This window comes from Pseudomonas sp. NPDC088322 (assembly GCF_044740745.1).
GTDB lineage: Bacteria > Pseudomonadota > Gammaproteobacteria > Pseudomonadales > Pseudomonadaceae > Aquipseudomonas > Aquipseudomonas shirazensis.
In genome coordinates, this window is the sequence record NZ_JBIURK010000001.1 from 413,656 (window position 1) to 440,058 (window position 26,403).

Here is a 26,403-nt window from a genome sequence, read left to right on the forward strand (position 1 = left end):
GATGTCTCTGGAATCGCAAATCATCGACCTGGAAACCCGTCAGGCGTTTCAGGATGACGCGCTGCAGGAGCTCAATGATGTGGTGGTCGAGCAGGGGCGGGTGATCAATCGTCTGCAACTGCAGATGGCCGAGCTGATCAAGCGTTACGAGGAGATGGTCGGGCAGTACGGCAGCGAAGGTGAAGAAGCGCCGCCGCCTCATTACTGAGGATGGGTACCTTGCGGGTGCATAGCGCCCGCAAGGCCTTTGCTGTCAGCGGCGCGAGACCGCGATCACGTCTTCGGCCTGCAGGCCCTTGTCGCGGTGCATGACCGAGAACTCCACGCGTTGGCCTTCGACCAGTACGCGGTGGCCGTCGCCACGGATGGCGCGAAAGTGCACGAAGATATCGTCGCCGGAGTCGCGCGAGATAAAGCCGAAGCCTTTCGAGGTGTTGAACCACTTGACGGTGCCGGTATCGCGCTTGCTGCCTTCCTGGGCAGCGCCGCCAGCATTGCGCGAGCGGCCGCTGCTGCGGCTGAAGCCGGCGACCAGGTGTGCCAGAACTGCCAGAGCAGCGCACAGCAGTGCAGGCAGGTTGCCCAGTTCAGGCCGGACCAGCACGGTTACTGTTTGCAGGGCAACCGCCAGCACCAGCAAAGCGCTGGCCAGGTATTGCAGTTGCAGGCGCGCGCCGCGGTAATAAATCGGCACGACCGGCGCCAGCAGTAGGTTGAGCAGGCCGAGCAAGGCCAGGTACACGGCCTCCGGTTGCTGCAGGAAGGGAATTGCCTCGGTGCGAAGGCTTGGTATGAGCGACAGCAGCAAGGCTGCTACGCCCGTCACCAGATGGACGATCTTGAACATTTGGGTTGGCTCACGTTTATAAGGTCAATCACAGGAAGAGCGGGCAGCACGGTGCGCATGAGAGAGAAAGCGCGGTCACGCAGCTGGCCTGCCTATGCATCCGGCATTAACAATCCGCACGGATGGCACCCTGCCTATTTAACAGCAAAGGCCCGGTGAGCTCAAACCGGGCGGATGATGGGGGGATCGATTGCCCTGCGTCACATGCAGGCGCAGGCAAGTCTTGTTACAGTGCGCCTTCATCCGCTTGACTACCCAAGCCATATGAAAAAGGGGAGCTTCATGGCAATCGATATCGGTATCAGTGAAGAAGATCGCAAGTCCATCGTCGATGGGCTGTCCCGTTTGTTGTCGGATACCTATGTGTTGTATCTGAAAACCCATAACTTTCATTGGAACGTTACCGGTCCGGCGTTCCGTACCCTGCACCTGATGTTCGAAGAGCAGTACAACGAGCTGGCCCTGGCGGTTGACTCGATCGCCGAGCGGATCCGCGCGCTGGGCTTCCCGGCGCCTGGTTCCTACGCGTTCTATGCCCGCCACTCATCGATCCAGGAGGAGGAGGGTGTGCCGCCTGCTGATGAGATGATCCGCCAGTTGGTCGATGGGCAGGAGGCGGTCACGCGTACCGCACGCAGTATTTTTCCGGTGGTCGACAAGGTCAGTGACGAGCCAACGGCGGATCTGCTGACCCAGCGTATGCAGGTGCACGAGAAGACCGCGTGGATGCTGCGCTCGTTGCTCGAAGGCAAATAAACTGTCCAAGCCGCCCTGCGCTGTGAAGCGCAGGGCGGTGGTGAACTGCACGCGCAGGCGGAAAATTTTGCCGCTGCTCATGCCCCGCCTCGCGGCGCTTCATTACACGCCATGATTCATGTCTCCAGCACATGAATGGATCCCCTTGGCGATGGAGTGGCAGCAGTGGACATCAGGGTGCGGAGCAGCAAACGCAATGTGTGTCAGGGACATTGGCCAGGCAAGGCCTGTGTCGATCCCTTCGCAGCGGACTTCGACATGCTGCAGGTGCAGCCAGTGTCGCGGTCGGTCAGGCTTAATGGCTTTGCCACCTGCCTGCGCCTGGAGGATGTGTATTGGCAGATATTGCAGCGTATTGCCGAGGTCAATCAGTGCTCGGTCAGTGCGGTATTGTCCTACATTGACCGCGAAGTTCACCTGCGCCACGGCGGGGTGCGCAACTTCAGCGGGCTGGTCCGGGTGATCTGCGTTGCCTGGCTACGCGATCCGCCAAGCGCGCGTTGAGTGCCGGGCGGGCTGCACTGACCTCTCTAACCATATATAATGCCGGTTTTTGCTGCCCCGGCAGCCAGCGTTATGGTTTGCGAGAGATCCCCGTGCCCCTTTACGACTATCAATGTGCAGCCTGCAACCATCAGCTTGAGGCGTTGCAGAAGATCAGCGCCGCGCCGTTGACTGATTGTCCGGCCTGCCAGGCGCCGGAATTGAAGAAGCAATTGTCCGTTCCAGGTTTTCGCCTCAGTGGCACTGGCTGGTACGAAACCGACTTCAAGACCGGGGCAAAAAAGAATCTGGCAGGCGGCGACAAGGCCGACTGAGTTGAATTGCAATGTCCGGGTCTTGCAGTATTAGCCCTCTGGGCGGCCAAGGCCTCCATCGAATACACGAATCACGAGAAGCGAACCACCATCATGATGCGCAGCCAATATTGCGGCCAACTGAACGAGAGCCTGGACGGCCAGGAAGTCACCCTTTGCGGCTGGGTCCATCGTCGCCGCGACCACGGCGGGGTGATTTTCCTCGATATCCGTGACCGCGAAGGCATGGCCCAGGTCGTGTTCGACCCGGATCGCGCCGAAACCTTCGCCGCCGCCGACCGCGTGCGCAGTGAATACGTCGTGCAGGTCACCGGTAAAGTGCGCAAGCGTCCCGAAGGTGCAGTCAACGCCAACATGGCGTCGGGCGGCATCGAAGTGCTGGGTTACGAGCTGACCGTACTCAACGAAGCCGAAACCCCGCCGTTCCCGTTGAACGAATACTCCGACGTCGGCGAAGAAACCCGCCTGCGTTATCGCTTCATCGACCTGCGTCGTCCGGAAATGGCCGAGAAGCTGCGTCTGCGTTCGCGCATCACCACCAGCATCCGCCGCTTCCTCGACGAAAACGGCTTCCTCGACGTCGAAACACCGATCCTGACCCGTGCCACCCCAGAAGGTGCACGTGACTATCTGGTGCCAAGCCGTACCCACGCCGGCAGCTTCTTCGCCCTGCCGCAATCGCCGCAGCTGTTCAAGCAGTTGCTGATGGTGGCCGGCTTCGACCGTTACTACCAGATCGCCAAGTGCTTCCGCGACGAAGACCTGCGTGCCGACCGCCAGCCGGAATTCACCCAGATCGACATCGAGACCAGCTTCCTCGACGAGTCCGAGATCATGGGCCTCACCGAGAGCATGATCCGCAAGCTGTTCAAGGAAGTGCTGGATCTGGAATTCGGTGAATTCCCGCACATGACCTTCGAAGAGGCCATGCGCCGCTACGGTTCCGACAAGCCAGACCTGCGTAACCCGCTGGAACTGGTTGACGTTGCCGACCAGCTGAAAGATGTCGACTTCAAGGTCTTCGCCGGCCCGGCCAACGATCCGAAGTGCCGCGTCACCGCCCTGCGCCTGCCAGGCGGCGCAAGCATGCCGCGTAGCAAGATCGACGAGTACACCAAGTTCGTTGGCATCTATGGTGCCAAGGGCCTGGCCTACATCAAGGTCAACGAGCGCGCCAAGGGCGTCGAAGGCCTGCAGTCGCCGATCGTCAAGAACATCCCTGAGGCCAACCTCAACGTGATCCTCGATCGCGTCGGTGCGGTTGATGGCGACATCGTGTTCTTCGGTGCCGACAAGTTCAAAGTGGTCAGCGAAGCCCTGGGTGCGCTGCGGATCAAGGTCGGCAACGACTTCAACCTGCTCACCTGCGAATGGGCACCGATGTGGGTTGTCGACTTCCCGATGTTCGATGAGAACGAAGACGGCAGTTTCAGCGCCTTGCACCACCCGTTCACTGCACCCAAGTGCACCCCGGAAGAGCTCGAGGCCAATCCGGCCACGGCGCTGTCGCGTGCCTATGACATGGTGCTCAACGGCACCGAGCTGGGTGGCGGTTCGATCCGTATTCACCGCAAAGAGATGCAACAGGCGGTGTTCCGCCTGCTCGGTATCGAAGCGGCGGAACAGGAAGAGAAGTTTGGCTTCCTGCTCGACGCGCTGAAGTTCGGTGCACCGCCGCACGGCGGCCTGGCCTTTGGTCTGGACCGTCTGGTAATGCTGATGACCGGCGCCCAGTCGATTCGTGAAGTGATCGCCTTCCCGAAAACCCAGAGCGCTGCCTGCGTCATGACCCAGGCTCCGGGCCTGGTCGATGCCAAGGCACTGCGTGAGCTGCACATCCGTCTGCGCGAGCAGACCAAGGTCGAGTAACACCGACCCGGGCGCGCCCGTGAGGTCGCGCCCTCGAATTTATCGCGTTCCGCCCTTCGGGGCGGAACCTGTTTGTGGATCAAGGATTCGGAGTCGATATGGCTGGTCATTCCAAGTGGGCGAACATCAAGCACCGCAAAGAGCGCCAGGATGCCAAGAGAGGCAAGGTCTTCACCAAGTGGATTCGCGAGCTGACGGTCGCGGCCAAGCAGGGCGGCGCCGATCCAGCGTCGAACCCACGCTTGCGACTGGCGCTGGACAAGGCACTTGGTGCCAACATGAGCCGCGACATCATTGATCGGGCAGTTGCCCGCGGCGCCGGTACCAACGAAAGCGACAACGTCGAAGAGCTCAGCTATGAGGGTTACGGCCCTGGCGGCGTGGCGATCATGGTCGAAACCATGACCGACAACCGCAACCGTACCGCAGCGGCTGTGCGCCATGCCTTCACCAAATGCGGCGGCAACCTTGGCACCGACGGTTCAGTTGCTTATCTGTTCGAGCGCAAGGGCCAGATCAGCTTTGCCCCTGGCGTTGACGAAGACGCCTTGATGGAGGCGGCCATGGAGGCCGACGCCGATGACGTGGTCAGCAATGACGACGGCTCGTTCGAAGTGTTCACCTCATTCAACAGCTTTTATGCCGTGCGCAACGCGCTGGAAGAAGCTGGGTTCAAGGCCGCCGACGCCGAAATCGTGATGCAGCCGACTACCAGTGCCGAGCTTGATCGCGATGGCGCTGAAAAAGTCCTCAAGCTGATCGATATGCTCGAAGACCTGGACGACGTGCAGAACGTCTATTCCAATGCGCAGATCTCCGATGAGGTCCTTGAGCAGCTAGGCTGATGCCGGCGCTTCAAGCCATCAGGGCCTGACTGCTCCAAGCGTGTTTTCATTTTCAACTTGCAGGCCCTATGACTCTGATTCTTGGTATCGACCCCGGTTCGCGCATCACCGGTTTTGGCGTGGTCCGCCAGACCGCCCGGGGCTGCGAATATGTGGCGTCGGGGTGTATTCGTACGGGCGCCGGCGAGTTGTCCGAGCGCCTGCAGATCATCTTTCGTGGCGTCAGCGAGATCATTCGCCAGCACGGCCCGGTTACCATGGGCATCGAACGGGTGTTCATGGCGCGCAATCCGGATTCGGCGCTCAAGCTCGGCCAGGCCCGTGGTGCAGCCATCGTGGCCGGTGCCGAAGCTGGCCTGGAGATCGCCGAATATAGCGCCACCCAGGTCAAACAGGCGGTGGCTGGCACCGGCGCGGCCAACAAAGACCAGGTGATGCTGATGGTCATGCACCTGCTCAAGCTGACGCAAAAGCCGCAGATCGACGCCTCTGATGCCTTGGCTATCGCCCTCTGTCATGCGCATACCCGCTCCAGCCTGATCCCCCACGGCTTGACCACTGCGCGCAAGCGCGGCGGACGCTTGCGTCTGTAACCGCTTCATGCGCTGATACACATTTTGGCCGGGTGAAACGTTCACTCGACGCATTTGCTGATAGGGTTGACCGGTCTGTGGCCGGCGCTCGAAAGGAAGGATCGAAACGTGATTGGACGTTTGCGCGGCACCCTGGCGGAAAAACAACCGCCGCATCTGATTATCGACGTCAACGGCCTGGGCTATGAGCTCGAAGTGCCGATGACCACCCTGTATCGCCTGCCCAAGGTTGGCGAGCCGGTTACCCTGCATACCCACCTGGTGGTGCGTGAAGACGCCCACCTGCTCTACGGCTTTGGCGAAAAGCGCGAGCGCGAGCTGTTCCGTGAGCTGATCCGTCTCAACGGCGTCGGCCCCAAGCTGGCGCTGGCGCTGATGTCCGGGCTTGAAATCGACGAGTTGGTGCGCTGCGTGCAGGCGCAGGATGCCTCGGTGCTGGTGCGTGTACCCGGGGTTGGCAAGAAGACTGCCGAGCGCCTGCTGGTCGAGCTCAAGGACCGCTTCAAAGCTTGGGAGACGTCCTCGTCGATGTTCACTCTGGTATCCGACGGCCCGGCGCCGGCCGGTGGCGCGTCCACCGCCGAAGCCGACGCGGTCAGTGCGCTGGTGTCGCTGGGCTACAAGCCTCAGGAAGCCAGCAAGGCTATCTCGCTGATCAAGGACAAGGCCGGCCTGAGCAGCGAAGACCTGATCCGCCGCAGCCTGCAAGGGATGATTAGCAAGTGATCGAAGCCGACCGCCTGATCGCCGCTTCCGGACGCGACCGCGAAGAAGTCCAGGACCGCGCGATTCGCCCGCTGAGCCTCGATGAGTACATCGGCCAGCCGGTGGTGCGCGACCAGATGGGCCTGTTCATCCAGGCTGCCCGTGGCCGCAACGAGTCGCTCGACCATACCCTGATCTTCGGCCCGCCGGGCCTGGGCAAGACCACCCTGGCCAACATCATCGCCCATGAGATGGGCGTTTCGGTGAAGAGCACGTCAGGGCCAATTCTGGAGCGGCCCGGTGATCTGGCGGCAATGCTGACCAATCTCGAGCCGCACGATGTGCTGTTCATCGACGAAATTCACCGGCTCTCGCCGATTGTCGAAGAAGTGCTGTACCCGGCAATGGAAGACTTCCAGCTCGACATCATGATCGGTGAGGGCCCAGCCGCGCGTTCGATCAAGCTCGATCTGCCGCCGTTCACCCTGGTCGGCGCGACCACCCGAGCGGGCATGCTGACCAACCCCTTGCGTGACCGCTTCGGCATCGTCCAGCGCCTGGAGTTCTACAGCGACAAGGACCTGGCCACCATCGTTACCCGTTCGGCGGGCATTCTGGGCCTGGTCATCGATGATTTCGGCGCCTTCGAGATTGCCCGGCGTGCACGCGGTACGCCGCGGATCGCCAACCGCCTGCTGCGCCGGGTGCGCGACTACGCCCAGGTACGCGGCAAGGGCGAGATCACCAAGGCGGTGGCGGACCTGGCGCTGAATCTGCTGGATGTCGACGAGCGCGGCTTCGATCACTCCGACCGGCGTTTGCTGCTGACCATGATCGAGAAGTTCGATGGCGGTCCGGTCGGGGTGGACAACCTTGCCGCTGCCATCAGCGAGGAGCGCCATACCATCGAGGACGTGCTCGAGCCGTACCTGATCCAGCAGGGCTACATCATGCGTACGCCGCGTGGCCGCGTGGTGACGCGGCACGCCTACCTGCACTTTGGCTTGAACCTGCCCGGGCGTTTGGCCGACCCGGCGGATTTTTCCGATGTTGTCGATGAATGACAGATCAAAAGGCGGTTTCCGTGGTCCTACCGCTGGCATGCCCATGGCGCGCTGGCACTAAGGCATTACCGAATGCAAAAACACTTGCCGGGCGGATTGGCAAGCCGAGGAGTAAGCACTAGAGTATGCGCGCGCAAAATGGGCTTGAATCGTTCGCACACCGCTGTCGCGTCTATTACGAAGATACCGACGCAGGCGGCGTGGTGTATTACGTCAACTACCTGAAATTCATGGAGCGTGCGCGCACCGAGCGGTTGCGTCACCTGGGTTTCTCCCAGCATCAACTGGCCGGGGAGAATCTGCTGTTCGTGGTTCACTCCACCGAGGCGCGCTACCACGCGCCGGCGCGCCTGGATGACGAGTTGCGGGTAACCGCAGAAGTCGTCGAGGTGAACCGCGCCAGCCTGCGCTTCGTGCAGCAGGTGTGGCGAGAACAAGATGCAAAGCTGCTCTGTGAGGGGCAGTTTCTGGTGGCCGCTGTGCGCGCCGACACTTTCAAACCCCGAGCCATCCCCCCAGCGCTGCGCGACGCCTTCCTGGCGGGCGGCCCGGGTACTCAATCGAATGCAGGAGAATAAGCGTGGAAGCTAACGTCGTCGACCATACCTCCATGTGGAGTCTGGTCAGCAATGCCAGCATCGTGGTGCAGCTGGTAATGCTGATTCTGGTGGCCGCCTCGGTCACTTCATGGATCATGATCTTTCAGCGCAGCAGCATGCTGCGCGCCGGTCGTCGTGCGCTGGATGCCTTCGAGGAGCGCTTCTGGTCGGGCATTGATTTGTCCAAGCTGTACCGTCAGGCAGGCAGCAACCCGGACCCGGATTCGGGTGTCGAGCAGGTGTTCCGTGCCGGCTTCAAGGAATTCTCGCGTCTGCGTCAGCAGGCGGGTGTAGACCCTGACGCGGTCATGGAAGGCGTTGGTCGGGCCATGCGCGTAGCCATCTCGCGTGAAGAAGAAAAGCTCGAGCAGAGCCTGCCGTTCCTCGCCACCGTCGGTTCGACCAGCCCATACATCGGCCTGTTCGGTACCGTATGGGGCATCATGAACTCGTTCCGTGGTTTGGCTTCTGCCCAGCAGGCAACCCTGGCTACCGTTGCGCCGGGCATCGCCGAGGCATTGATTGCCACTGCGATCGGCCTGTTTGCTGCGATCCCTGCGGTTATCGCCTACAACCGTTTTGCCGCACGCAGCGAAACGTTGATCAGCCGTTACTACACCTTCGCCGACGAGTTCCAGGCGATCCTGCACCGTAAAGTGCACACCAGCGAAGAGTAATCAGGTAGAAACCCATGGCCCGAGTTCGCCACAAACGCAAGCCCGTCGCCGAGATGAACGTGGTGCCCTACATCGACGTGATGCTGGTGCTGCTGGTCATCTTCATGGTGACGGCCCCGATGCTCAACCAGGGGGTCAAGGTCGACCTGCCCAAGGTTTCCAGCGAAGCCTTGCCGCAGGACAACAACGTCCAGATCCTTACCATCTCGATCAAGGCCGACAAGACCTACTACTGGAACCTTGGCAGCGAGGTCGATACCGACAAACAGATGGACAAGGCCATGACCTTGCCGGACATGACCAATGCCGTGACCAAGATCATTGCCGCCGGTCGCGACCAGGGCAAACAGACCCAGGTCTTTATCCGTGGCGACAAGTCCGTCGATTACGGCTCGGTCATGGGCGCCATGGGCGGGTTGCAGAAGGCCGGTGTCGGTAACGTTGGCCTGATTACCGAGGCGCCCTGATGCAACAGCGAGAGCCATCTGCCTCGGAAAGCTACTTCTGGCCCAGTGTCTGGGCCATTGGCTTGCATGTCGTGGTGTTTGCGATGCTGTTCGTCAGCTTCGCCATGACCCCTGAGCTGCCGCCGTCCAAGCCGATCGTTCAGGCTACGCTGTACCAGCTCAAGTCCAAGAGTCAGGCCACTACCCAGACCAATCAGAAGATTGCCGGGGAGGCGAAGAAAACCGCTTCGCGCCAGACTGAAGTCGAACAGCTGGAACAGAAGAAGGTCGAACAGGAGGCCGTGAAGGCCGCGGAACAAAAGAAAGCCGACGCGGATCAAAAGGCCGAAGCTGCTCGCGAAGCGGCAGAAGCCAAAAAAGCCGAAGAAGCTGCCAAGACTGCTGAAGCCAAGAAGGCCGCCGAGGCCAAGAAAGCCGAAGAGGCGAAGAAAGCCAGCGAAAAACAGCAGGCTGATATCGCCAAGAAGAAGGCGGAAGAAGAGGCCAAGAAAAAGGCCGACGAAGAAGCCAAGAAAGACGCAGCTGAAGAGGCGAAGAAGAAAGCCGCCGAAGAAGCCAAGAAAAAAGCCGCCGAGGATGCCAAGAAGAAAACGGCAGCCGAGGAAGCGAAGAAGAAAGCAGCTGAAGAGGCCAAGAAGAAGGCCGCTGCAGATGCCCAGAAGAAAAAAGCCCAGGATGCAGCCCGCAAGGCGGCAGAAGACAAGAAAGCCCAGGCCCTGGCCGAGCTGTTGTCTGATACCACCGAGCGCCAGCAGGCTCTGGCTGACGAGCAGGGCGACCAGGTAGCCGGTGATTTCGACGACCTGATCCGCATGCGCGCTGCAGAAGGTTGGGCCCGTCCGCCTTCGGCACGCAAAGGCATGACGGTAGTGCTGCAGATCAACATGCTGCCCGATGGCACCATCACCAGCGTCAGTGTGGCCCGCGCCAGTGGCGACGGTCCGTTTGATGCTTCGGCGGTGGCAGCGGTGAAGAACATTGGTCGACTGACCGAAATGCAGGGCTTGAAGCCGAGTGATTTCAATGCGTATCGCTCGTTCAAGATGACATTTACACCTGAGGATCTAGCGCTGTGATTAAACTCTTTCGAGGGCTGCTGGTCATGCTCTGCTGCGTGGCAGGTATGGCCGTAGCAGAGGAAAAGAACATCCTGGTCACCAGCGGTAGCGATCGGGCCACGCCCATCGCGGTAGTACCGTTCGGCCTGCAGGGTGGCAGCGTGCTGCCAGAAGACATGGCCGACATCATCGGCAATGACCTGCGCAACTCTGGCTACTACTCGCCGATTCCAAAGCAGAACATGATCAGCCAGCCAAGCCAGGCCAGCGAAGTCATCTTCCGCGACTGGAAAGCCCTGGGCGCCCAGTACGTCATGGTCGGTAGCATCGTGCCGTCCGGTGGCCGTCTGCAGGTGCAGTACGCGCTGTTCAACGTGGCCACCGAGCAGCAAGTGCTGACTGGCAGCGTTGCCGGTACTGTCGACCAGTTGCGCGACATGTCGCACTACATTGCCGACCAGTCGTTCGAGAAGCTCACCGGCATCAAGGGTGCGTTTTCCACCCGCATGCTGTACGTGACTGCCGAGCGCTTCTCTGCCAACAACACCCGCTACACCCTGCAGCGTTCAGATTACGACGGTGCCCGGGCAGTGACCCTGCTGCAGTCGCGTGAGCCGATTCTGTCGCCACGCTTCGCACCGGATGGCAAGCGCATCGCCTATGTGTCGTTCGAGCAGCGTCGCCCACGTATCTTTGTCCAGCACATCGACACCGGTCGCCGTGAGCAGATCACCAACTTCGAAGGCCTCAACGGCGCGCCAGCCTGGTCGCCGGATGGTTCGCGCCTGGCGTTCGTACTGTCCAAGGACGGCAACCCGGACATCTATGTGATGAACATGGGTTCGCGCGCGATCAGTCGCGTAACTGCCGGCCCTGGTATCAACACCGAACCGTTCTGGGGTAAAGATGGCAACACGCTTTACTTCACCTCCGACCGTGGTGGCAAGCCGCAGATCTACAAAACGTCGGTCAGTGGCGGTTCCGCCGAGCGTGTAACGTTCGTGGGTAACTACAATGCCAACCCGAAACTTTCGGCGGACGAGAAGACCCTGGTGATGATTCATCGCCAACAGGGCTTCACCAACTTCAAAGTGGCGGCCCAGGACTTGCAACGTGGAAGTGTAAAGATTCTCTCAGAGACCAGTCTTGACGAGTCCCCCACTGTTGCGCCCAACGGCACCATGCTAATCTACGCCACCCGCCAGCAGGGCCGGGGAGTCTTGATGCTCGTCTCTCTCAACGGACGCGTGAGGCTCCCGCTTCCTACCGCGCAAGGCGAAGTCAGAGAACCGTCCTGGTCCCCTTACCTGAACTGATGCGGCGTTACACCGTTTTGCTTAACACACTGGGGTTTCATTAGGAGTTTCACGATGGAAATGCTGAAGTTTGGTAAATTCGCTGCGCTGGCTCTGGCCATGGCTGTAGCTGTAGGTTGCTCTTCCAAAGGTGGCGACAACGCCGGCGAAGGCGCTGCTGTAGATCCTAACGCTGGTTACGGTGCCAACACTGGCGCTGTTGACGGCAGCCTGAGCGAAGAAGCCGCCCTGCGCGCAATCACCACCTTCTACTTCGAATACGACAGCTCGGACCTGAAGCCAGAAGCCATGCGCGCTCTGGATGTTCACGCCAAGGACCTGAAGTCCAACGGCAGCCGTGTTGTTCTGGAAGGCAACACCGACGAGCGTGGTACTCGCGAGTACAACATGGCTCTGGGTGAGCGTCGCGCCAAAGCCGTACAGCGTTACCTGGTTCTGCAGGGCGTTTCCCCTGCACAGCTGGAACTGGTTTCCTACGGTGAAGAGCGTCCAGTTGCCACCGGCAACGACGAGCAATCCTGGGCTCAGAACCGTCGCGTAGAACTGCGTAAGTAAGTCCTATGCGTACGTGCCGCCGTGCTTTGACCGTCCTCGCACTCAGCCTGCCCTTCACGGCGTGGGCTGCAGTCCCTGTAGTAGATGACAACGCGAGCAGTTATCCGCCCGCGGGTTATGGCACGAGCGGCGCCTATGCCGGAGCAGGGGCTTCAACCCCTGCTTCTGCACAGGGTCAGTTGTTCATGCAGCTGCAACAGATGCAGGATCAGATTTCCCGCCAGCAAGGCATCATCGAAGAGTTGCAGAACGATGTGTCGCGCATGAAGCAGGAAAACCTGGAGCGATACCAGGATCTGGACCGTCGCATTTCAAGTGGTGCCGCGCCTGCCGCGACTCCCGATAATTCTTCAACCGGTGGCGCATCCGATGCCGCTGCCGGTGCAGCAGCCGGCGCCGCTGGCGCTGCTGCGCAACAACCGGCCGCGGGTAGCGAGCCGGCTGATCCGGCGAAAGAAAAGCTCTACTATGATGCTGCTTTCGACCTGATCAAGCAGAAGGACTTCGACAAGGCCAGCCAGGCGTTTACCGCCTTCCTGCGCAAATACCCTAACAGCCAGTATGCCGGCAACGCGCAATACTGGCTGGGTGAGGTGAACCTGGCCAAGGGCGACCTGCAAGGTGCAGCTCAGGCGTTTGCCAAGGTCAGCCAGTCGTATCCCAAGCACAGCAAAGTGCCTGATTCCTTGTACAAGCTGGCCGACGTCGAACGTCGCCTGGGCCGTACCGACAAGGTCAAAGGCATTCTGCAGCAAGTAGTTACCCAGTACCCCGGCACTTCCGCCGCGCAACTGGCGCAACGCGACCTGCAAAAGCTCTAAGCAGCCCGTTTGTGAGAAAACCCGCGCCTGGCGCGGGTTTTTTCGTTAGACTCTTGGCCCTTTTACGTAAACACGCTGCTGCGGATAACGCTTTGTCGAGTCCGCGACAGTGCCTGACGGAGGCGGACAGCCTGTTTAGCTGTCACGCCCGTGGCGATCATGCAAGATACCTTACGCATCACCGAAGTCTTTTACTCGTTGCAGGGTGAAACGCGCACGGCTGGCCTGCCCACCGTGTTTGTCCGCCTGACTGGCTGCCCGTTGCGCTGCCAGTACTGCGACAGCGCCTATGCCTTCACCGGCGGTACGATTCGCAGCCTGGATTCGATCATGGAGCAGGTGGCGGGCTTTCGTCCGCGGTATATCTGCGTTACCGGTGGCGAGCCATTGGCTCAGCCCAACGCGTTGCCGTTGCTTGAGCGTTTGTGCGATGCAGGCTACGAGGTGTCGCTGGAAACCAGCGGCGCGCTGGATATTTCCAAAGTCGACAGCCGCGTCAGCCGTGTGGTCGATCTGAAGACCCCGGCCTCGGAAGAATCGCACCGCAACCGCTACGAGAACATCGAGCTGCTGACCCGTAATGACCAGGTAAAGTTCGTCATCTGTTCGCGCGAAGACTACGACTGGGCTGTCTCCAAGCTGATCCAGTACAACCTCGATCAGCGCGCAGGCGAAGTGCTGTTCTCGCCTAGCCATCATCAGGTCAGTGCCAGTGATCTGGCTGACTGGATCGTTGCCGACAACCTGCCCGTGCGCTTCCAGTTGCAGCTGCACAAGCTGCTGTGGAACGACGAACCCGGCCGCTGAAACCCAAGGACCAAGACATGACTGACAAACGCGCGGTAATCCTGCTTTCCGGTGGCCTCGACTCGGCGACCGTGGTCGCCATGGCCCAGGCCGATGGCTACAGCTGCTACACCATGAGTTTTGACTACGGCCAGCGTCATCGCGCCGAGCTCGACGCAGCCGCCCGGGTGGCCCGCGACATGGGAGTAGTCGAGCACAAGGTGATCGGTCTCAACCTTGACGGCATCGGCGGCTCGGCGTTGACCGACAGCAGCATCGACGTGCCTGAGGCACCTGGCGAAGGCATCCCGGTCACCTACGTGCCGGCGCGCAACACCGTGTTCCTGTCGCTGGCCCTGGGTTGGGCCGAAGTACTGCAGGCACGCGATATCTTCATCGGCGTCAACGCGGTGGATTACTCCGGCTACCCGGATTGCCGTCCTGAGTTCGTCGAAGCATTCGAGCGCATGGCCAACCTCGCGACCAAGGCCGGTGTTGAAGGGCAGGGCTTCCGCATTCAGGCGCCGCTGCAGAACATGAGCAAGGCACAGATCGTCCAGGCCGGTGTTGCCCGCGGCGTCGATTACAGCCTGACAGTGTCCTGCTACCAGGCCGATGATCAGGGCCGCGCCTGCCGCAAGTGCGACAGCTGCCGCTTGCGCGCGGACGGCTTCAAGGCCGCAGGTGTGGAAGATCCGACCCGCTACTTTTAAGCCTTTTACTGATGGGGTGTTGATTTTTCGTTAGAAATCAGTATTATACGCGCCATCAAAAGGGTCGTTAGCTCAGTTGGTAGAGCAGTTGGCTTTTAACCAATTGGTCGTAGGTTCGAATCCTACACGACCCACCATTTTTACAGCTGTGCGGAGCAAGCCTCTGGCTTGGTTCGGTATCAAATCAAGATGAAAAAGCCCGCCTTTCATGGCGGGCTTTTTCGTTTCTAGAGTTCCATGCGCGCAGCGTGGCATGGCCTTGAGGGCGTTGTCTTCACCAGAGCTGAGGCAGTGGTGCCGGGCCTTGCAGTGAAGGGAACAGCGGCAGTACATCGCTGGCCAGTTCATCAATGATGCCGAAGTGCAGGCATTCGTCGTATGGATCAACGATGAAACTGCAGCCGATAGCGGCCTGGCCTGCTGACAGGCACTTACTCAGCCCATTCGGGATCCCCGGTAAACACCACCGTGATCCAACGATCCGGCCCTTCGCCACCCACCGCATCACCGATCTCGTTGCGCAGTGCGTCCCATTCGGCGATGGTCCGCGCAGCCATGTCGGCAGGCACGATGAAGTACAGCTCGATCTCGCGCGAGCGCCCGACCTTGGCCACATACGCCCGAAACGACTGCAGGCCATGCTTGTGCGCGAAGGCCTGGGCGACGTTGTCGACGTGTTGCTTGAGGTCGCTCGGCGTCACCAGGAAGATATCGGCCAGGGCCTGGCGTACCACCGACAACGGCAGCGGAATGATCACCAGGCACACCAGTCCGAGCACCGCCGGGTCGATGTACGGTGAAATCCACTGCCACTGCGTGCCCTGAATCGCCAGGCCAACGCAGAAGGCAATCAACAGCGCGGCGGTAATGCTCGCCGACATGACCCAGCCCTTGACGTCCATGCGCACGAAGTCGGAGTTGAGCGTGCGGTTCGCGCGGGCCTCGACCACGGCGATGGTGACGCAGGCAATCACGGTCAGCACGGCGTAGATCAGGGCGATGCCGAACTCGAGGTCACGGCCGCCTTCAAGCAGGCTGCTGACCGCGTTGATCAGGGCGTAGATGGCCACGCCGCTGAGCAGAATGCCGTTGAGTGCCAGCACCATCGGTTCAAGGTGCCAGAAGCCCATGCTGAAGCGCTCGCGCAACTTGCGCGACATCTGCGCGCTGCTGACGTGGGCGGTGATCAGCTTGACCACCACCAGCGACAAGCCGCTCATGCTGGCGTCGACCAGCGAATAGACGCCGTCGAACACAATCGAGAACGAGCCCGAAGCCAGGCCGAAGGCGATACCGATGGTGGCGATGAACAGAGTGACTGCGATCGAGGTGCGCAGTAGGCCCTGCTCGCAGGTCAGGTCGAAAAAAGCCGGTTTGGGTGAGATCTGCATAACTGAAACTCTTGTACGGCGGTAATGCCGGGGGATAGCGGCCTCGGCATTGCCGAGGCTAGTACAGACTAGACGCGAAACTGCGCCATCAATGCTTGTTGCTGATTGGCCAGGTGGTTCAGCGCCTGGCTGATGCGCGCCGATTCGTCTGCCTGGCCGGCGAGCGAGTCGGTCACATCGCGAATGCCGGCCACGTTGCGGTTAACTTCTTCGGCGACGGCGCTTTGCTCTTCGGCAGCCGAGGCGATCTGCAGGTTCATGTCGGTGATCACTGCGACGGCCTCGCCAATGCGCTGCAGCGCGGGCATCGCCTGCTCCATCTGCTGCGCACTGTCCTGCGCCTGGCGCTGGCCGGCCTGCATGGTGCCGACCACGGCTTCGCTGCCTTGCTGCAGGCCTTCGATCACCTGGCGGATCTCCTCGACTGATACCTGGGTACGCTGGGCCAGGCTGCGCACCTCATCGGCCACCACCGCGAAACCGCGCCCAGCCTCGCCGGCGCGGGCTGCTTCGATAGCGGCGTTGAGTGCAAGCAGGTTGGTCTGCTCGGCAATGGCGCGGATCACCTCCAGTACCGAGCCGATCTGCTCGCTGCGGCTCTCCAGCGCTTTCGCCTGGCCCATCGCCGCATCCATGTCGCTGGCCAGTTGGGAAATTGCCCGACGGGTGTCGGCTACCCGCTGCAGGCCTTCGCGGCTGGCCTGATCGGCGCCGCGTGCCGCCTGCGCTGCCTGCGCGGCGTTATGCGCAACGTCCTGCGCGGTGGCGCTCATTTCATTGGCGGCGGTCGCCACCTGCTCGATCTCGCGTTGCTGTTGCTGCATGCCATTGCTGGTCTGGCTGGCGATGGCGGCGGACTGGTCCGCCGTAGTGCGCGCGTCCTGTAGCGAGGCTTTGACCTGGGCAATCACCGGTTGCAGCTTGTCGAGAAAACGGTTGAACCAGCCGGTCAACTGGCCCAGTTCATCATCGCGGGCGTAGTCCAGCCGGCGGGTCAGGTCGCCTTCGCCGCTGGCGATATCCTGCAGACGCCGGGCTACCATCAGGATTGGCCGGGTAACGCCACGCGCGGTCAGCCAGACCAGCAGCAAACCCAGCACCGCTGCAAACAGGCCGATGGCCAGGCTGATCAGGTTGGCGTCCTGGTTATGCCCGGCCAGGCGTTGGTTCAGCGCTACTGCCGGCGCCTGCAACACGGCCTCGGGCAGCTCCAGCAGAACTTGCCATGGGGCGGCGTCAGGGATAGGCGCAAATGGCTGCGAGACGCGCATCTGGCCGTGATCCAGGCGCCGCACTGGCTGCCCGGCAAGCAAGCTTGGTAGCAGCTCGCGGGCCGGCCCGCTGAGGACGTGCTCGAGCGGCTTGCTCAGTTGCGTGGCATCAGCGCTGTGGCCGGCGAGCAAGCCCGCCGGGCTGACGATGCTGACCTGGCCTTGGCCGTCGAACAGTTCCTGGCGGCCACTGAGGCTCAGTTGCTGGAGGTTGTCCAGGCTGATGTCCAGGCCAACTACGGCGATGACCTTGCCGTTATCCATGATCGGCATGGCGATGCTGGTCATCAGGATCTGCTGGCCATTGATCTCGTCGAAGTAAGGTTCGACCACGCAAGCCTTGGCGGTTTGCTCCGGGCAGGTCAGCCAGCGGTTGTAGGGCGAGCCGTTGGCGCCAATGCTGCTGTCGGCAAGCATCGCCTCGGGCATGGCTTCGGCGGTCAGCGTGCCGGACTGTGCTTGCGACCAGTACAGCGAGAAGCGTCCGCTGTCATTGCTACCGTGCTCGGGCTGGTTGATGAAGCGCGCATCCTGTTGGTCGAGGGCGTTGGGCTGGAACACCAGGTACAGGCCGATCAGGCCAGGGTTACCCGCCAGCGCCGACCGTGCCTGCGCAGCCAGCGCTGCGCGCAGGTCGTTGTCGCCGCGCTGCCTGAGCACCTGCACCAGACGGCTGAAACCGCTGCCGTATTGGTAGGCATCCATGAAGTAGCGCTGAATACGCAGTGCCTGGGTTTCGGCCTGAGCCTGCAGGCGCAGGCGGGCGCTGTGGTCGAGCAGTTCGCTGTTGGCGCTGAACACCTGTGCTGCGCTGCGGCGCGCCTGAGTCAGCGAGGTGGCCACCAGCAGGGCGACGATGACCAGCAGGCACAGGCCGGCGAGCAGGGTGATCTTCCACTGGATGGAAAGGCGGCGCGGGAGCATGGGTTTTCCTTCTCGAGCAGAGCGACGCCCGCATCAAGCGGGCGTCGGTGGGGGAGGCTCAGTCAGCGATACAGCTGGGCGGCGCGATGCGAAACGCCTTGGTCAGCCAGCCGAGGTAGATCAGCCCGGCCAGTGCCCAGGCGCCGCCAAACAGCAGCGAGTGCTGGTTGAGGTCCAGCCAAAGCGAGACGATGATGCAAAAGCCAATGGTCGGCAGCACCAGGTACTTGAAGGTCTGGGCCAGGCTCTTGCGACCCTTCTCGCGCAGGTAGCAGTGGTTGATCACCGCCAGATTGACGAAGCTGAAGGCAACCAATGCGCCAAAGTTGATTACCGAGGTAGCTGTGACCAGATCAAAGAAGATCGCCGACAACGCCACCAGTCCCACCACGGCAATGTTCAGCACCGGCGTCTTGTACCGAGGATGCAGGCGGGCGAACACCCGAGTCGGGATCACCCCGTCGCGGCCCATCACATACAGCAGCCGTGACACACTGGTCTGCGAGGCCAGGCCCGAGGCGATGGTGTTGATCACCGTGCAGGCGATGAACACCGACTGGAACAACTTGCCACCGACATACAGGGCGATTTCCGGCAGCGCCGCTTCCTGGTCATGGAAGCGCTGCATGGTCGGGAAATAGGCCTGGATGAAGTAGGACACAAGAATGAACACCACGCCGCCGATCAAGGCGGTGAGGAAGATCGCCCGCGGAATGGTCTTGCCCGGATCGCGAGTTTCCTCCGACAGGCAGGTCACCGCATCGAAACCCAAGAACGAGAAGCACAGAATGGTCGCACCGGCGGCCAGCGCGCTGAACTGCACCTGTGGGTCGACAAACGGGATCAGGCTCCAGGCCGTGCCCAGGCCCTCGCCATGCTCAAGGCCACGTGCGCAGAGATAGATGAACACACTGATTATCGCCACCTGCACGGCCACGAACAGGGCATTGAAGTGGGCCACCAGGTTGACGCTGCGCATGTTGACCAGGCTGATCAGGGTGACGAAGCCCGCCACCCAGATCCACTGCGGCACCTCCGGGAACATCGCCGACAGGTACAGCTTGGCCAGCAGGGCGTTGACCATCGGCAGCAGCAGGTAATCCAGCAGCGAAGACCAGCCGACCAGAAAACCCACGTGCGGATTGATCGCCCGCTGGGTGTAGGTGTAGGCCGAGCCCGACTGCGGAAAACGCCGTACCAGCGTGCCGTAGCTCACCGCGGTGAACAGCACGCCCAGCAGCGCCAGGATGTAGGCACTGGGCACATGCCCGGCAGTAATCCCGGAAACGATGCCAAAGGTGTCGAAGACGGTCATCGGCGTCAGGTAAGCCAGACCGATGATCACCACATGCCACAGGCGCAGGGATTTGCGGAACTGGCCGCCGGTGCTTGGTTCAGGCTGCATGCGTGCGATGCTCCTGAGCCTGAACGGTGGGCGAGTAGGCGGGCGGGCACAGCCAGGTCGTGCGGATGAGCTCCATGTTGTTCACCTTTTATGTCGGAGCGAGGGCGGGCGCATGCGAGGCGCCGGTGGCATGGCTGACAGTGCCGCAGCGAAGTTCAAGGCGCGCAGAGTCCCTAGTGGGGCGAGTAAGCGCGCTGCGGTTGTTCTTCGTTGTTAGGCGCTGAAGCAAGGTGGTTAAAATAAAAAACGATGCCGGGTAGGGTGTCAAGTTAAACATGACAGGATGTAACGGAGATCGAGCTTTTATCGGGTTTTTGCCGCTTATGCCCCAAGGTAAGTGCGAATTTTCATTCAAAGACAGATTTTAATGTCCGTAAAAATTTACGATCGCTGATTGCCAAACACATCCTCAGCAAATTTTTGCCCACCGAGCCCGGCGCATCCGACAGGCGTCAGTGGTACCCTTCGTGCCCAGCGCGACGGTGTCGCACCCAGTCCCCCCTTATGGAAAGCAATCGGTTCAATTCATGAAGAAATCAGTAGGCATCCTCTCCGGCCTGGCCGTCGCCATCGCCATTGCAGCTACCGCTGGCGCCTGGTACACCGGCAAGCAACTGCCCGCCGAGTTGCAGGCTTCGGTCACCCGTGCCAACGAAGAACTGCTCAAGGCCACTGCTGGTACCGGCGGCAGCATGAGCCTGGAACTGACCTCGCTGGAGCAGCACCTGTTCAGCAGCACCGCGCACTACCGGCTCAAGGCCAAGGATGTGTGGCTGGGCGAAGGCCAGGCGCTGAACTTCGATGTCGGCATCACTGATCAGCTTGAGCACGGGCCATTCCCGTGGTCGCGGGTCAAGGCGCTGAAACTGATGCCGGTGATGGTCTCGAGCAACAGCGTGCTCGACAAGGACGAAGCCACAGCCAAGTGGTACAGCGCTGCGGGCGAGCAATCGCCGATCACCGCCAATGTCGATGTCGGTTATGGCGGTCACATCGACAGCGATGTTCGCCTGGCGCCGATCAAGCTCAATGAGGTAGACGGCAACAGCGTTGACTTCTCCGGCATGCAGGTGCTGCTCAGCGGCGACCGTGAAGGCAAGGCTGTGAAGATTCACGCCAACGCTGATCGTCTGCAGATGAAATTGGTGGGTGCAGACCATCCGCCAGCGACCTTCACCCTGGACAAGTTCAAGGTAGGCGGCAACCTGGCCAGCACCGACCACGACATGGTCTATGTCGGCAACGTCGATGTCCTGCTTGGCCAACTGGAGGCTGTGCTTGGGCCAAAGCAGGAAGTGATGTTGCTCAAGGACCTGGAGCAAACCAACCTGTACACCGCCGAAGGTACTGACAAGATCGGTGCGCGAATCGCGTACAAGGTTGGCGACATCAACTACGCCAACCGTGCCGTCGGCAGCGGCAAGATGGTCGTGACCATGAACTCGGTCGACGTGCCGGCCCTGCAGTCACTGGCCGAGTGGTACCAGACCAAGCTGCCTGAAGTGCAGGCCATGCAAGCGGCCACTGCTGCTGGCGAGCCAATGCCGTCGTTCAACATGAGCGAGGAAGAGAAGGTCAAGGTTCAGGCAGACCTGCAGAAGATGCTTGCCGCCAAACCAAAGCTGGCCCTGGAGGAGTTGTCGTTCAAGACTGCCAACGGCCAGAGTCACTTCAAGCTGGCGCTGGACTTCGCCGCGCCGAGCTCGTTCGACCTGCCGCCTGATCAACTGGCCAAGCAACTGATCAGCCAGCTCAACGGCGAGCTGCTGGTGTCCAAGCCGATGGTCGGCGACCTGACCGCCTTGCAGGCCCTGCTCGAAGGCCAGACCGACCCTCAGGCGATTGCCCAGCAGTCCAGCCAGGCCGGTGAAATGCTCGGCATGATGGCGCTGCAAAGCGGCATGGCCACGGTCAAGGGTGACGACGTCGTGTCGAACCTGCACTACGCCGATGGCATGGTCGACTTCAACGGCAAGAAAATGACCGTTGAAGAGTTCGTCATGAGCCTGGCTGCACTCATGGCGGCGCCGTGGCCGCAGGGCTGACCGTGTGAAGGCGGGGCCAGGCAACGGTGGGGCAAGCCCACCGTTACCTGGCCTCGCAACTGCAAGCACTTGCGCGAAATCAGGTCAGCTACGCCGGCCTGATTGGCACGCGCAGAAATCGCTTTTGCAATGACCTGATTGTCTGTAGCCTTCGGCGCGATAATAATCCGCGCCCGCAGAAGGCCGTGATGGCCTGTCTGGCCGTCCGGCGTCATTAGCCTGACTGCCAGGGCTCGGTGATACTCTTGACTGACGCGCACGCGCGCCCGCAGGTCCAGCGATCATGACCCAGATTTCCGAACGGCTGTTGGTTCAAGCTCACCTTGACGCCAAGCAACCCCATCCCCTGACGCCCGCGCAGGAGGCCGAATACCGTGCGGCCATCGCTGCCGAGCTCAAGGCCCAGAATGCTGTGCTGGTTGCGCACTTCTACTGTGACCCGGTGATCCAGGCCTTGGCCGAAGAAACCGGCGGCTGTGTTTCCGACTCGCTGGAAATGGCCCGCTTCGGCAAGAACCACTCGGCCGACACCGTGATTGTCGCCGGCGTGCGCTTCATGGGCGAAACGGCAAAAATCCTCACCCCGGAAAAACGCATCCTGATGCCAACCCTGGAAGCGACCTGCTCGCTCGACCTGGGTTGTCCGGTAGAAGAGTTTTCGGCGTTTTGTGACAAGCACCCCGAACGAACCGTGGTGGTGTATGCCAACACGTCGGCTGCGGTCAAGGCGCGTGCCGACTGGGTGGTGACCTCCAGTTGCGCGCTGGAGATCGTCGAAACCCTGATGGATAACGGCGAAAAAATCATCTGGGGGCCGGACCAGCACCTGGGCCGCTATATCCAGAAGAAGACCGGCGCCGACATGCTGCTGTGGGACGGTGCCTGCATCGTCCATGAGGAGTTCAAGTCGCGCCAGCTCGCCGACATGAAAGCGCTGTATCCGGATGCGGCGATTCTGGTCCACCCGGAGTCGCCTGAGTCGGTGATCGACCTGGCCGATGCGGTAGGCTCGACCAGCCAGCTGATCAAGGCGGCGCAGACACTGCCGAACAAGACCTTCATTGTCGCCACCGACAGCGGCATCTTCTACAAGATGCAGCAGCTGTGCCCGGACAAGGTCTTCGTGGCCGCGCCTACCGCGGGCAATGGCGCTGCCTGCCGCAGCTGTGCGCATTGCCCGTGGATGGCGATGAATACCCTCGAGCGCACCCTCGACTGCCTGCGCACCGGCAGCAACGAGATCCTGGTCGACCCGGCCTTGATCCCGCGCGCTATCAAACCGCTCAACCGCATGCTCGACTTCACTCAGGCGGCCCGCCTGAAGTTGTCCGGCAACGCCTGATCCGCAGCTTGGGCGACGCCGGGCAAACCGGCGCCGCCTGAACGCTGCTTAGCGCATCATGTCCTTGACCATCCGCTGCTGCTCGAGAATCTGCCGCTGACGGGCGTCGATCTGCGACGCCAGCGGGAAGTTGCTGCCCGCGCGGCGTTTGGCGAAGTCGAGCTGCTGCACTGCCTGGTCAAAATCACCGACCAGCGTGAAGTACTCGGCGCGTGCCCGATGCAGGCCAATGGTATTGCCCGACAGCCCGCGCACTTCAGCCACTTCGTACCAGACGTCCGGGTCGTCCGGGCGCTTCTTGACCAGGTCATCCAGCACTTTCTCTGCCTCAGCCGGCTTGCCCTGCTTGATCAACAAGTCGGCGCGCGCCTGCTGCAGCGGATAATTGTTCGGATACAGGCTGCGTAGCCGCTCGACCCGCTGCTGCGCGTCGGCCAGGCGATTGTTGGTGATTTCCAGGTCGATCTGCGCCAGGTTGTAGGTGATGTCGTTGGGCGCCTTGGCCAGCAGTTGCTTGAGGTTGTCCCGCGCTTCGTTGAGGCTGCCGCCCTTGATCTGCGCCAAGGCAAGGCCGTAGCGGGCAGCATCCAGCTTGGGATCATCTGCGAGTTGATCGCGGAAGCGCTTGGCCGCAAGCCCCGGCGTGCCTTCGTAGGTCAAGGCGACGCGGGCGCGAATCAGCTGATAGCGCAGGCTGTCCTCGACGCCGCCCTTGGGCATCTGTTCGGCGCGGTTGCGGGTGTCGGCGATACGCGACTCGGTCACCGGGTGAGTCAGGAGAAACTCCGGCGGCTTGGCGCCGTAGCGGTACTGTCGGGCGAGGCGCTCGAACATGCTCGGCATGGTGCGTGGGTCGAAGCCGGCTTTTTCCAGGTTCTGGATGCCGATGCGGTCGGCTTCCTGCTCGTTCTGCCGCGAAAAGCGCCGCTGCTCCTGAATCGCCGCTGCCTGGGTGCCGGCAATCAGGCCAATACCGGCATCGCCGCCACCACCGGCTGCCAGTACGATGCCGGCCAGCAGTGCGGCCATCATCGGCACCTGCATGCGCTGCTGAGCTTCTATCCCTCGGGCAAAGTGGCGTTGCGACAAGTGGGCCAGTTCGTGGGCCAGTACCGAGGCGTATTCACCTTCAGTCTGGGCATTGAGGAACAGCCCGCCGTTGACCCCGACAATCCCCCCGGGAGCCGCGAAGGCGTTCAGCTCGCGGCTGTCGATAAGCACGAATTCCAATCGGCGGTCCTGCAGCTGGCTGGTCTCGGCCAGGCGATAGACGCTGGTTTCGACGTAGTCCTTGAGCTGCGGATCATTGAGCTGGCGCACTTGCCCGCGCAGCAGGCTGAGCCAGGCGCGGCCGAGTTCATGTTCTTGCTGCGGGGAAACGATTGCAGAACTGGCATCGCCCAGCGACGGCAGGTCATCGGCATGCCCGGGCAGGGCCATCAGGCAGGCCAGCGTCAGCAGGGTAGGGCGCAGTAGATTCATGCACGAAGCTCGCGTCGGATCAAAGACCCGTACTGTAGCCCGCTCACACCTTGGCGACCAGTGGCGGTATCCTACCAGGCTTGTCTGCCATGCACCGTTGCCACCGCCAGGAGCCCCTTGGATGATCGATACCCTGACCTGCGACGCCGAACTCGACGCCAGCGGGCTTAACTGCCCATTGCCGCTGCTCAAGGCAAAAATGCAGCTTAACCAGATGGCAGCGGGCGCAGTGCTCAAGGTGATTTCCACCGACGCCGGCTCGCAGCGCGACTTCAGCACTTTCGCCCGTTTGTCCGGTCATAGCCTGCTGCAACAAAGCGCCGAAGCCGGCGTGTATACCTACTGGCTGCGCAAGGCCTGAGTTTTCCGCCCAAGGATCGTCAATGTTCAAAGTGCTTCGTGACTGGATGCAGCGCTACTTCTCCGATGAAGAAGCCGTAGTCCTGACAGTCCTGCTGGTTCTGGCCTTTACTGCCGTGCTCACCCTCGGCGGCATGCTCGCGCCGGTGCTGGCGGGGATGGTCCTGGCGTATCTGATGCAGGGCCTGGTCAACGCCCTGGAGCGGATGCGGGTGCCCAGTGGTGTTGCCGTGGGCGTGGTGTTCGCCTTGTTCATCGGCGCGCTGGGGGTATTTCTGCTGGTGCTGGTGCCGCTGCTCTGGCACCAGTTGATCACCCTGTTGAACGAGCTGCCGGGAATGCTCGGTAAATGGCAGTCGCTGCTGTTGCTGCTGCCTGAGCGCTATCCGCACCTGGTCTCTGACGAGCAGGTGCTGCGCGCCATCGAATCGGTGCGCGGTGAGATTGGCAAGTTTGGCCAATGGGCGCTGACCTTCTCGCTGTCGAGCCTGCCGCTGCTGGTCAGCGCCATGATCTACCTGGTGCTGGTGCCGATTCTGGTGTTCTTCTTTCTCAAGGACCGCGAGTTGATCGGGCGCTGGGTCAGCGGCTACTTGCCGCGTGAACGCAGGCTGCTGACCCGGGTCGGTGACGAGATGAACCGGCAGATCGCCAATTACATTCGCGGCAAGGGCATCGAGATTCTGATCTGCGGGATCGCCACCTACATCGCCTTCATCAGCCTGGGGCTCAACTACGCCGCGCTGCTGGCGCTGTTGGTCGGGCTGTCGGTGGTGGTGCCGTACGTGGGGGCGGTGGTGGTCACCGTGCCGGTCACCTTGATCGCGCTGTTCCAGTGGGGCTGGGGCGATCAGTTCATCTACCTGATGGCGGTATACGCGATCATTCAGGCGCTGGACGGCAACGTGCTAGTGCCGCTGCTGTTCTCTGAGGCGGTCAGCCTGCATCCAGTCGCGATCATCTGCGCGGTGCTGCTGTTTGGCGGGCTGTGGGGCTTCTGGGGGATCTTCTTCGCCATCCCGCTGGCGACCCTGTTCAAGGCCGTACTGGATGCCTGGCCCAGGCAAGAGCCGGCTGTAGCACCGTTGCTGTAAGAACTGGGGCCGCTTTGCGACCCTTCGCGGGTAAACCCGCTCCCACAGGTTTAGTCGGCGCTGCAGACCCTTGTGGGAGCGGGTTTACCCGCGAAGGGTCGCAGAGCGGCCCCATACAGTTTCAGGCCTGATTCAATGCCTGCGCCGCTGCAAGCACGGCATCGACATGGCCTGGCACTTTCACGCCGCGCCATTCCTGACGCAGAACACCGTCCTTGTCGATCAGGAAGGTGCTGCGGTCCACACCCATGTATTCCTTGCCGTAGAGCTTCTTCAGCTTGATCACGTCGAACAGCTGGCAGAGCGCCTCGTCCTTGTCGCTGATCAGCTCGAAGGTGAAGCCTTGCTTGGCCTTGAAGTTCTCGTGCGACTTCAAACCGTCACGCGAGACGCCGAACACCACGGTGTTTGCCGCGGCAAACGCGTCGAGTTGATCGCGAAAGCCCTGGCCTTGAGTGGTGCAGCCGGGGGTGCTGTCCTTGGGGTAGAAATACAGCACCACCTGCTTGCCCTTGAGCTCAGCCAGGCTGACGCTCTGGCCGCTGGTGGCCTGGGCCTGGAAGTCGGCGACAGGTTGATCGAGGGTTACCGCCATGTGAG

The 26,403-nt window shown here is 61.4% G+C and carries 28 protein-coding genes, 1 tRNA gene and 1 pseudogene; 23 read left to right on the forward strand and 7 right to left on the reverse strand.

Going from position 1 to position 26,403, the window contains the following annotated elements:
- The first annotated feature begins 1 nt into the window (after position 1).
- Positions 2-208 (forward strand): SlyX family protein, encoded by a 207-nt coding sequence (locus ACIOAU_RS01915; protein ID WP_101317393.1) that lies wholly within the window; start codon positions 2-4, stop codon positions 206-208.
- A 45-nt stretch (positions 209-253) separates the two neighbouring features.
- On the opposite strand, the gene ACIOAU_RS01920 is transcribed toward ACIOAU_RS01915, so the two are convergent.
- Positions 254-847, reverse strand: coding sequence for a cold shock domain-containing protein membrane protein (locus tag ACIOAU_RS01920; protein WP_401179610.1), 594 nt, complete (start codon positions 845-847; stop codon positions 254-256).
- Between the two features lie 282 nt (positions 848-1,129).
- Here ACIOAU_RS01920 and ACIOAU_RS01925 point away from each other — a divergent pair, with 282 nt between their 5' ends.
- The 18 genes from ACIOAU_RS01925 (at position 1,130) to ACIOAU_RS02010 (ending at position 14,626) form a co-directional block, all read left to right on the forward strand.
- Positions 1,130-1,603, forward strand: coding sequence for a Dps family protein (locus tag ACIOAU_RS01925; RefSeq protein WP_101317397.1), 474 nt, complete (start codon positions 1,130-1,132; stop codon positions 1,601-1,603).
- 258 nt (positions 1,604-1,861) lie between these two features.
- Positions 1,862-2,107, forward strand: a complete 246-nt coding sequence (locus ACIOAU_RS01930) for a ribbon-helix-helix domain-containing protein (RefSeq protein ID WP_258197118.1) — start codon at positions 1,862-1,864, stop codon at positions 2,105-2,107.
- Between the two features lie 92 nt (positions 2,108-2,199).
- A complete protein-coding gene (locus ACIOAU_RS01935; RefSeq protein WP_101317401.1) occupies positions 2,200-2,421 on the forward strand; it encodes an FmdB family zinc ribbon protein in 222 nt (73 codons plus the stop codon).
- Between the two features lie 93 nt (positions 2,422-2,514).
- Complete coding sequence (gene aspS / locus ACIOAU_RS01940) at positions 2,515-4,290, forward strand: aspartate--tRNA ligase (RefSeq protein ID WP_101317403.1); 1,776 nt, start codon at positions 2,515-2,517, stop codon at positions 4,288-4,290.
- Positions 4,291-4,388: 98 nt separating this feature from the next.
- Positions 4,389-5,135, forward strand: coding sequence for a YebC/PmpR family DNA-binding transcriptional regulator (locus tag ACIOAU_RS01945; RefSeq protein WP_101317405.1), 747 nt, complete (start codon positions 4,389-4,391; stop codon positions 5,133-5,135).
- A 68-nt stretch (positions 5,136-5,203) separates the two neighbouring features.
- Positions 5,204-5,728, forward strand: coding sequence for a crossover junction endodeoxyribonuclease RuvC (gene ruvC, locus ACIOAU_RS01950; RefSeq protein ID WP_101317407.1), 525 nt, complete (start codon positions 5,204-5,206; stop codon positions 5,726-5,728).
- A gap of 108 nt (positions 5,729-5,836) precedes the next feature.
- Positions 5,837-6,454 (forward strand): Holliday junction branch migration protein RuvA, encoded by a 618-nt coding sequence (gene ruvA, locus ACIOAU_RS01955; RefSeq protein WP_220633224.1) that lies wholly within the window; start codon positions 5,837-5,839, stop codon positions 6,452-6,454.
- Positions 6,451-7,497: a Holliday junction branch migration DNA helicase RuvB gene (gene ruvB / locus ACIOAU_RS01960; protein WP_401179617.1), complete on the forward strand. Its 1,047-nt coding sequence runs from the start codon at positions 6,451-6,453 to the stop codon at positions 7,495-7,497. Before ruvA ends, ruvB begins: the two co-directional genes overlap by 4 nt.
- Before the next feature lie 125 nt (positions 7,498-7,622).
- On the forward strand, positions 7,623-8,075 hold the full coding sequence (gene ybgC, locus ACIOAU_RS01965) for a tol-pal system-associated acyl-CoA thioesterase (RefSeq protein ID WP_101317414.1): 453 nt from the start codon (positions 7,623-7,625) through the stop codon (positions 8,073-8,075).
- 2 nt (positions 8,076-8,077) lie between these two features.
- Positions 8,078-8,773 (forward strand): protein TolQ, encoded by a 696-nt coding sequence (gene tolQ / locus ACIOAU_RS01970; RefSeq protein ID WP_101317416.1) that lies wholly within the window; start codon positions 8,078-8,080, stop codon positions 8,771-8,773.
- Between the two features lie 14 nt (positions 8,774-8,787).
- Complete coding sequence (gene tolR / locus ACIOAU_RS01975) at positions 8,788-9,240, forward strand: protein TolR (RefSeq protein ID WP_101317418.1); 453 nt, start codon at positions 8,788-8,790, stop codon at positions 9,238-9,240.
- Entirely contained in the window at positions 9,240-10,316 is a 1,077-nt protein-coding gene (gene tolA, locus ACIOAU_RS01980; protein ID WP_103436372.1) for a cell envelope integrity protein TolA, read from the forward strand. The genes tolR and tolA overlap by 1 nt, the downstream gene beginning before the upstream one ends.
- 26 nt (positions 10,317-10,342) lie before the next feature.
- Positions 10,343-11,614 (forward strand): Tol-Pal system beta propeller repeat protein TolB, encoded by a 1,272-nt coding sequence (gene tolB, locus ACIOAU_RS01985; protein WP_189691595.1) that lies wholly within the window; start codon positions 10,343-10,345, stop codon positions 11,612-11,614.
- Between the two features lie 54 nt (positions 11,615-11,668).
- The gene (pal, locus tag ACIOAU_RS01990; protein WP_043201913.1) at positions 11,669-12,169 is read left to right on the forward strand and encodes a peptidoglycan-associated lipoprotein Pal; all 501 of its coding nucleotides are present in this window, start codon (positions 11,669-11,671) and stop codon (positions 12,167-12,169) included.
- A 5-nt stretch (positions 12,170-12,174) separates the two neighbouring features.
- Positions 12,175-12,990, forward strand: a complete 816-nt coding sequence (gene ybgF, locus ACIOAU_RS01995; protein WP_101317426.1) for a tol-pal system protein YbgF — start codon at positions 12,175-12,177, stop codon at positions 12,988-12,990.
- A gap of 159 nt (positions 12,991-13,149) precedes the next feature.
- Positions 13,150-13,797: a 7-carboxy-7-deazaguanine synthase QueE gene (queE, locus tag ACIOAU_RS02000; protein WP_101322958.1), complete on the forward strand. Its 648-nt coding sequence runs from the start codon at positions 13,150-13,152 to the stop codon at positions 13,795-13,797.
- A 17-nt stretch (positions 13,798-13,814) separates the two neighbouring features.
- On the forward strand, positions 13,815-14,489 hold the full coding sequence (gene queC, locus ACIOAU_RS02005) for a 7-cyano-7-deazaguanine synthase QueC (protein WP_101317428.1): 675 nt from the start codon (positions 13,815-13,817) through the stop codon (positions 14,487-14,489).
- A 61-nt stretch (positions 14,490-14,550) separates the two neighbouring features.
- A tRNA-Lys gene (locus ACIOAU_RS02010) sits at positions 14,551-14,626 on the forward strand.
- A gap of 294 nt (positions 14,627-14,920) precedes the next feature.
- On the opposite strand, the gene ACIOAU_RS02015 is transcribed toward ACIOAU_RS02010, so the two are convergent.
- From ACIOAU_RS02015 to ACIOAU_RS02030, 4 genes and pseudogenes are all read right to left on the reverse strand, one after another.
- On the reverse strand, positions 14,921-15,880 hold the full coding sequence (locus ACIOAU_RS02015; protein ID WP_401179626.1) for a cation diffusion facilitator family transporter: 960 nt from the start codon (positions 15,878-15,880) through the stop codon (positions 14,921-14,923).
- Between the two features lie 68 nt (positions 15,881-15,948).
- On the reverse strand, positions 15,949-16,704 hold the full coding sequence (locus ACIOAU_RS02020) for a methyl-accepting chemotaxis protein (protein ID WP_371918919.1): 756 nt from the start codon (positions 16,702-16,704) through the stop codon (positions 15,949-15,951).
- Positions 16,705-16,806: 102 nt separating this feature from the next.
- Positions 16,807-18,075 (reverse strand): annotated as a pseudogene (locus ACIOAU_RS02025) (HAMP domain-containing protein); the annotation flags it as partial.
- A gap of 58 nt (positions 18,076-18,133) precedes the next feature.
- The gene (locus ACIOAU_RS02030) at positions 18,134-19,480 is read right to left on the reverse strand and encodes an APC family permease (RefSeq protein ID WP_150570897.1); all 1,347 of its coding nucleotides are present in this window, start codon (positions 19,478-19,480) and stop codon (positions 18,134-18,136) included.
- A 527-nt stretch (positions 19,481-20,007) separates the two neighbouring features.
- Here ACIOAU_RS02030 and ACIOAU_RS02035 point away from each other — a divergent pair.
- The gene (locus ACIOAU_RS02035) at positions 20,008-21,525 is read left to right on the forward strand and encodes a YdgA family protein (RefSeq protein WP_188035559.1); all 1,518 of its coding nucleotides are present in this window, start codon (positions 20,008-20,010) and stop codon (positions 21,523-21,525) included.
- 283 nt (positions 21,526-21,808) lie between these two features.
- Positions 21,809-22,867, forward strand: a complete 1,059-nt coding sequence (gene nadA, locus ACIOAU_RS02040) for a quinolinate synthase NadA (protein WP_101317438.1) — start codon at positions 21,809-21,811, stop codon at positions 22,865-22,867.
- Positions 22,868-22,915: 48 nt separating this feature from the next.
- On the opposite strand, the gene ACIOAU_RS02045 is transcribed toward nadA, so the two are convergent.
- Positions 22,916-24,349 (reverse strand): M48 family metalloprotease, encoded by a 1,434-nt coding sequence (locus ACIOAU_RS02045; protein WP_101317440.1) that lies wholly within the window; start codon positions 24,347-24,349, stop codon positions 22,916-22,918.
- Between the two features lie 121 nt (positions 24,350-24,470).
- Here ACIOAU_RS02045 and ACIOAU_RS02050 point away from each other — a divergent pair, with 121 nt between their 5' ends.
- Both ACIOAU_RS02050 and ACIOAU_RS02055 read left to right on the forward strand, forming a co-directional pair.
- Positions 24,471-24,710, forward strand: a complete 240-nt coding sequence (locus ACIOAU_RS02050) for a sulfurtransferase TusA family protein (protein ID WP_150571996.1) — start codon at positions 24,471-24,473, stop codon at positions 24,708-24,710.
- Between the two features lie 22 nt (positions 24,711-24,732).
- Positions 24,733-25,803, forward strand: a complete 1,071-nt coding sequence (locus tag ACIOAU_RS02055; RefSeq protein WP_101317444.1) for an AI-2E family transporter — start codon at positions 24,733-24,735, stop codon at positions 25,801-25,803.
- 121 nt (positions 25,804-25,924) lie between these two features.
- Here the strand turns inward: ACIOAU_RS02055 and ACIOAU_RS02060 are convergent, their stop codons facing one another.
- On the reverse strand, positions 25,925-26,398 hold the full coding sequence (locus ACIOAU_RS02060) for a peroxiredoxin (protein ID WP_101317446.1): 474 nt from the start codon (positions 26,396-26,398) through the stop codon (positions 25,925-25,927).
- Positions 26,399-26,403 lie beyond the last annotated feature (5 nt).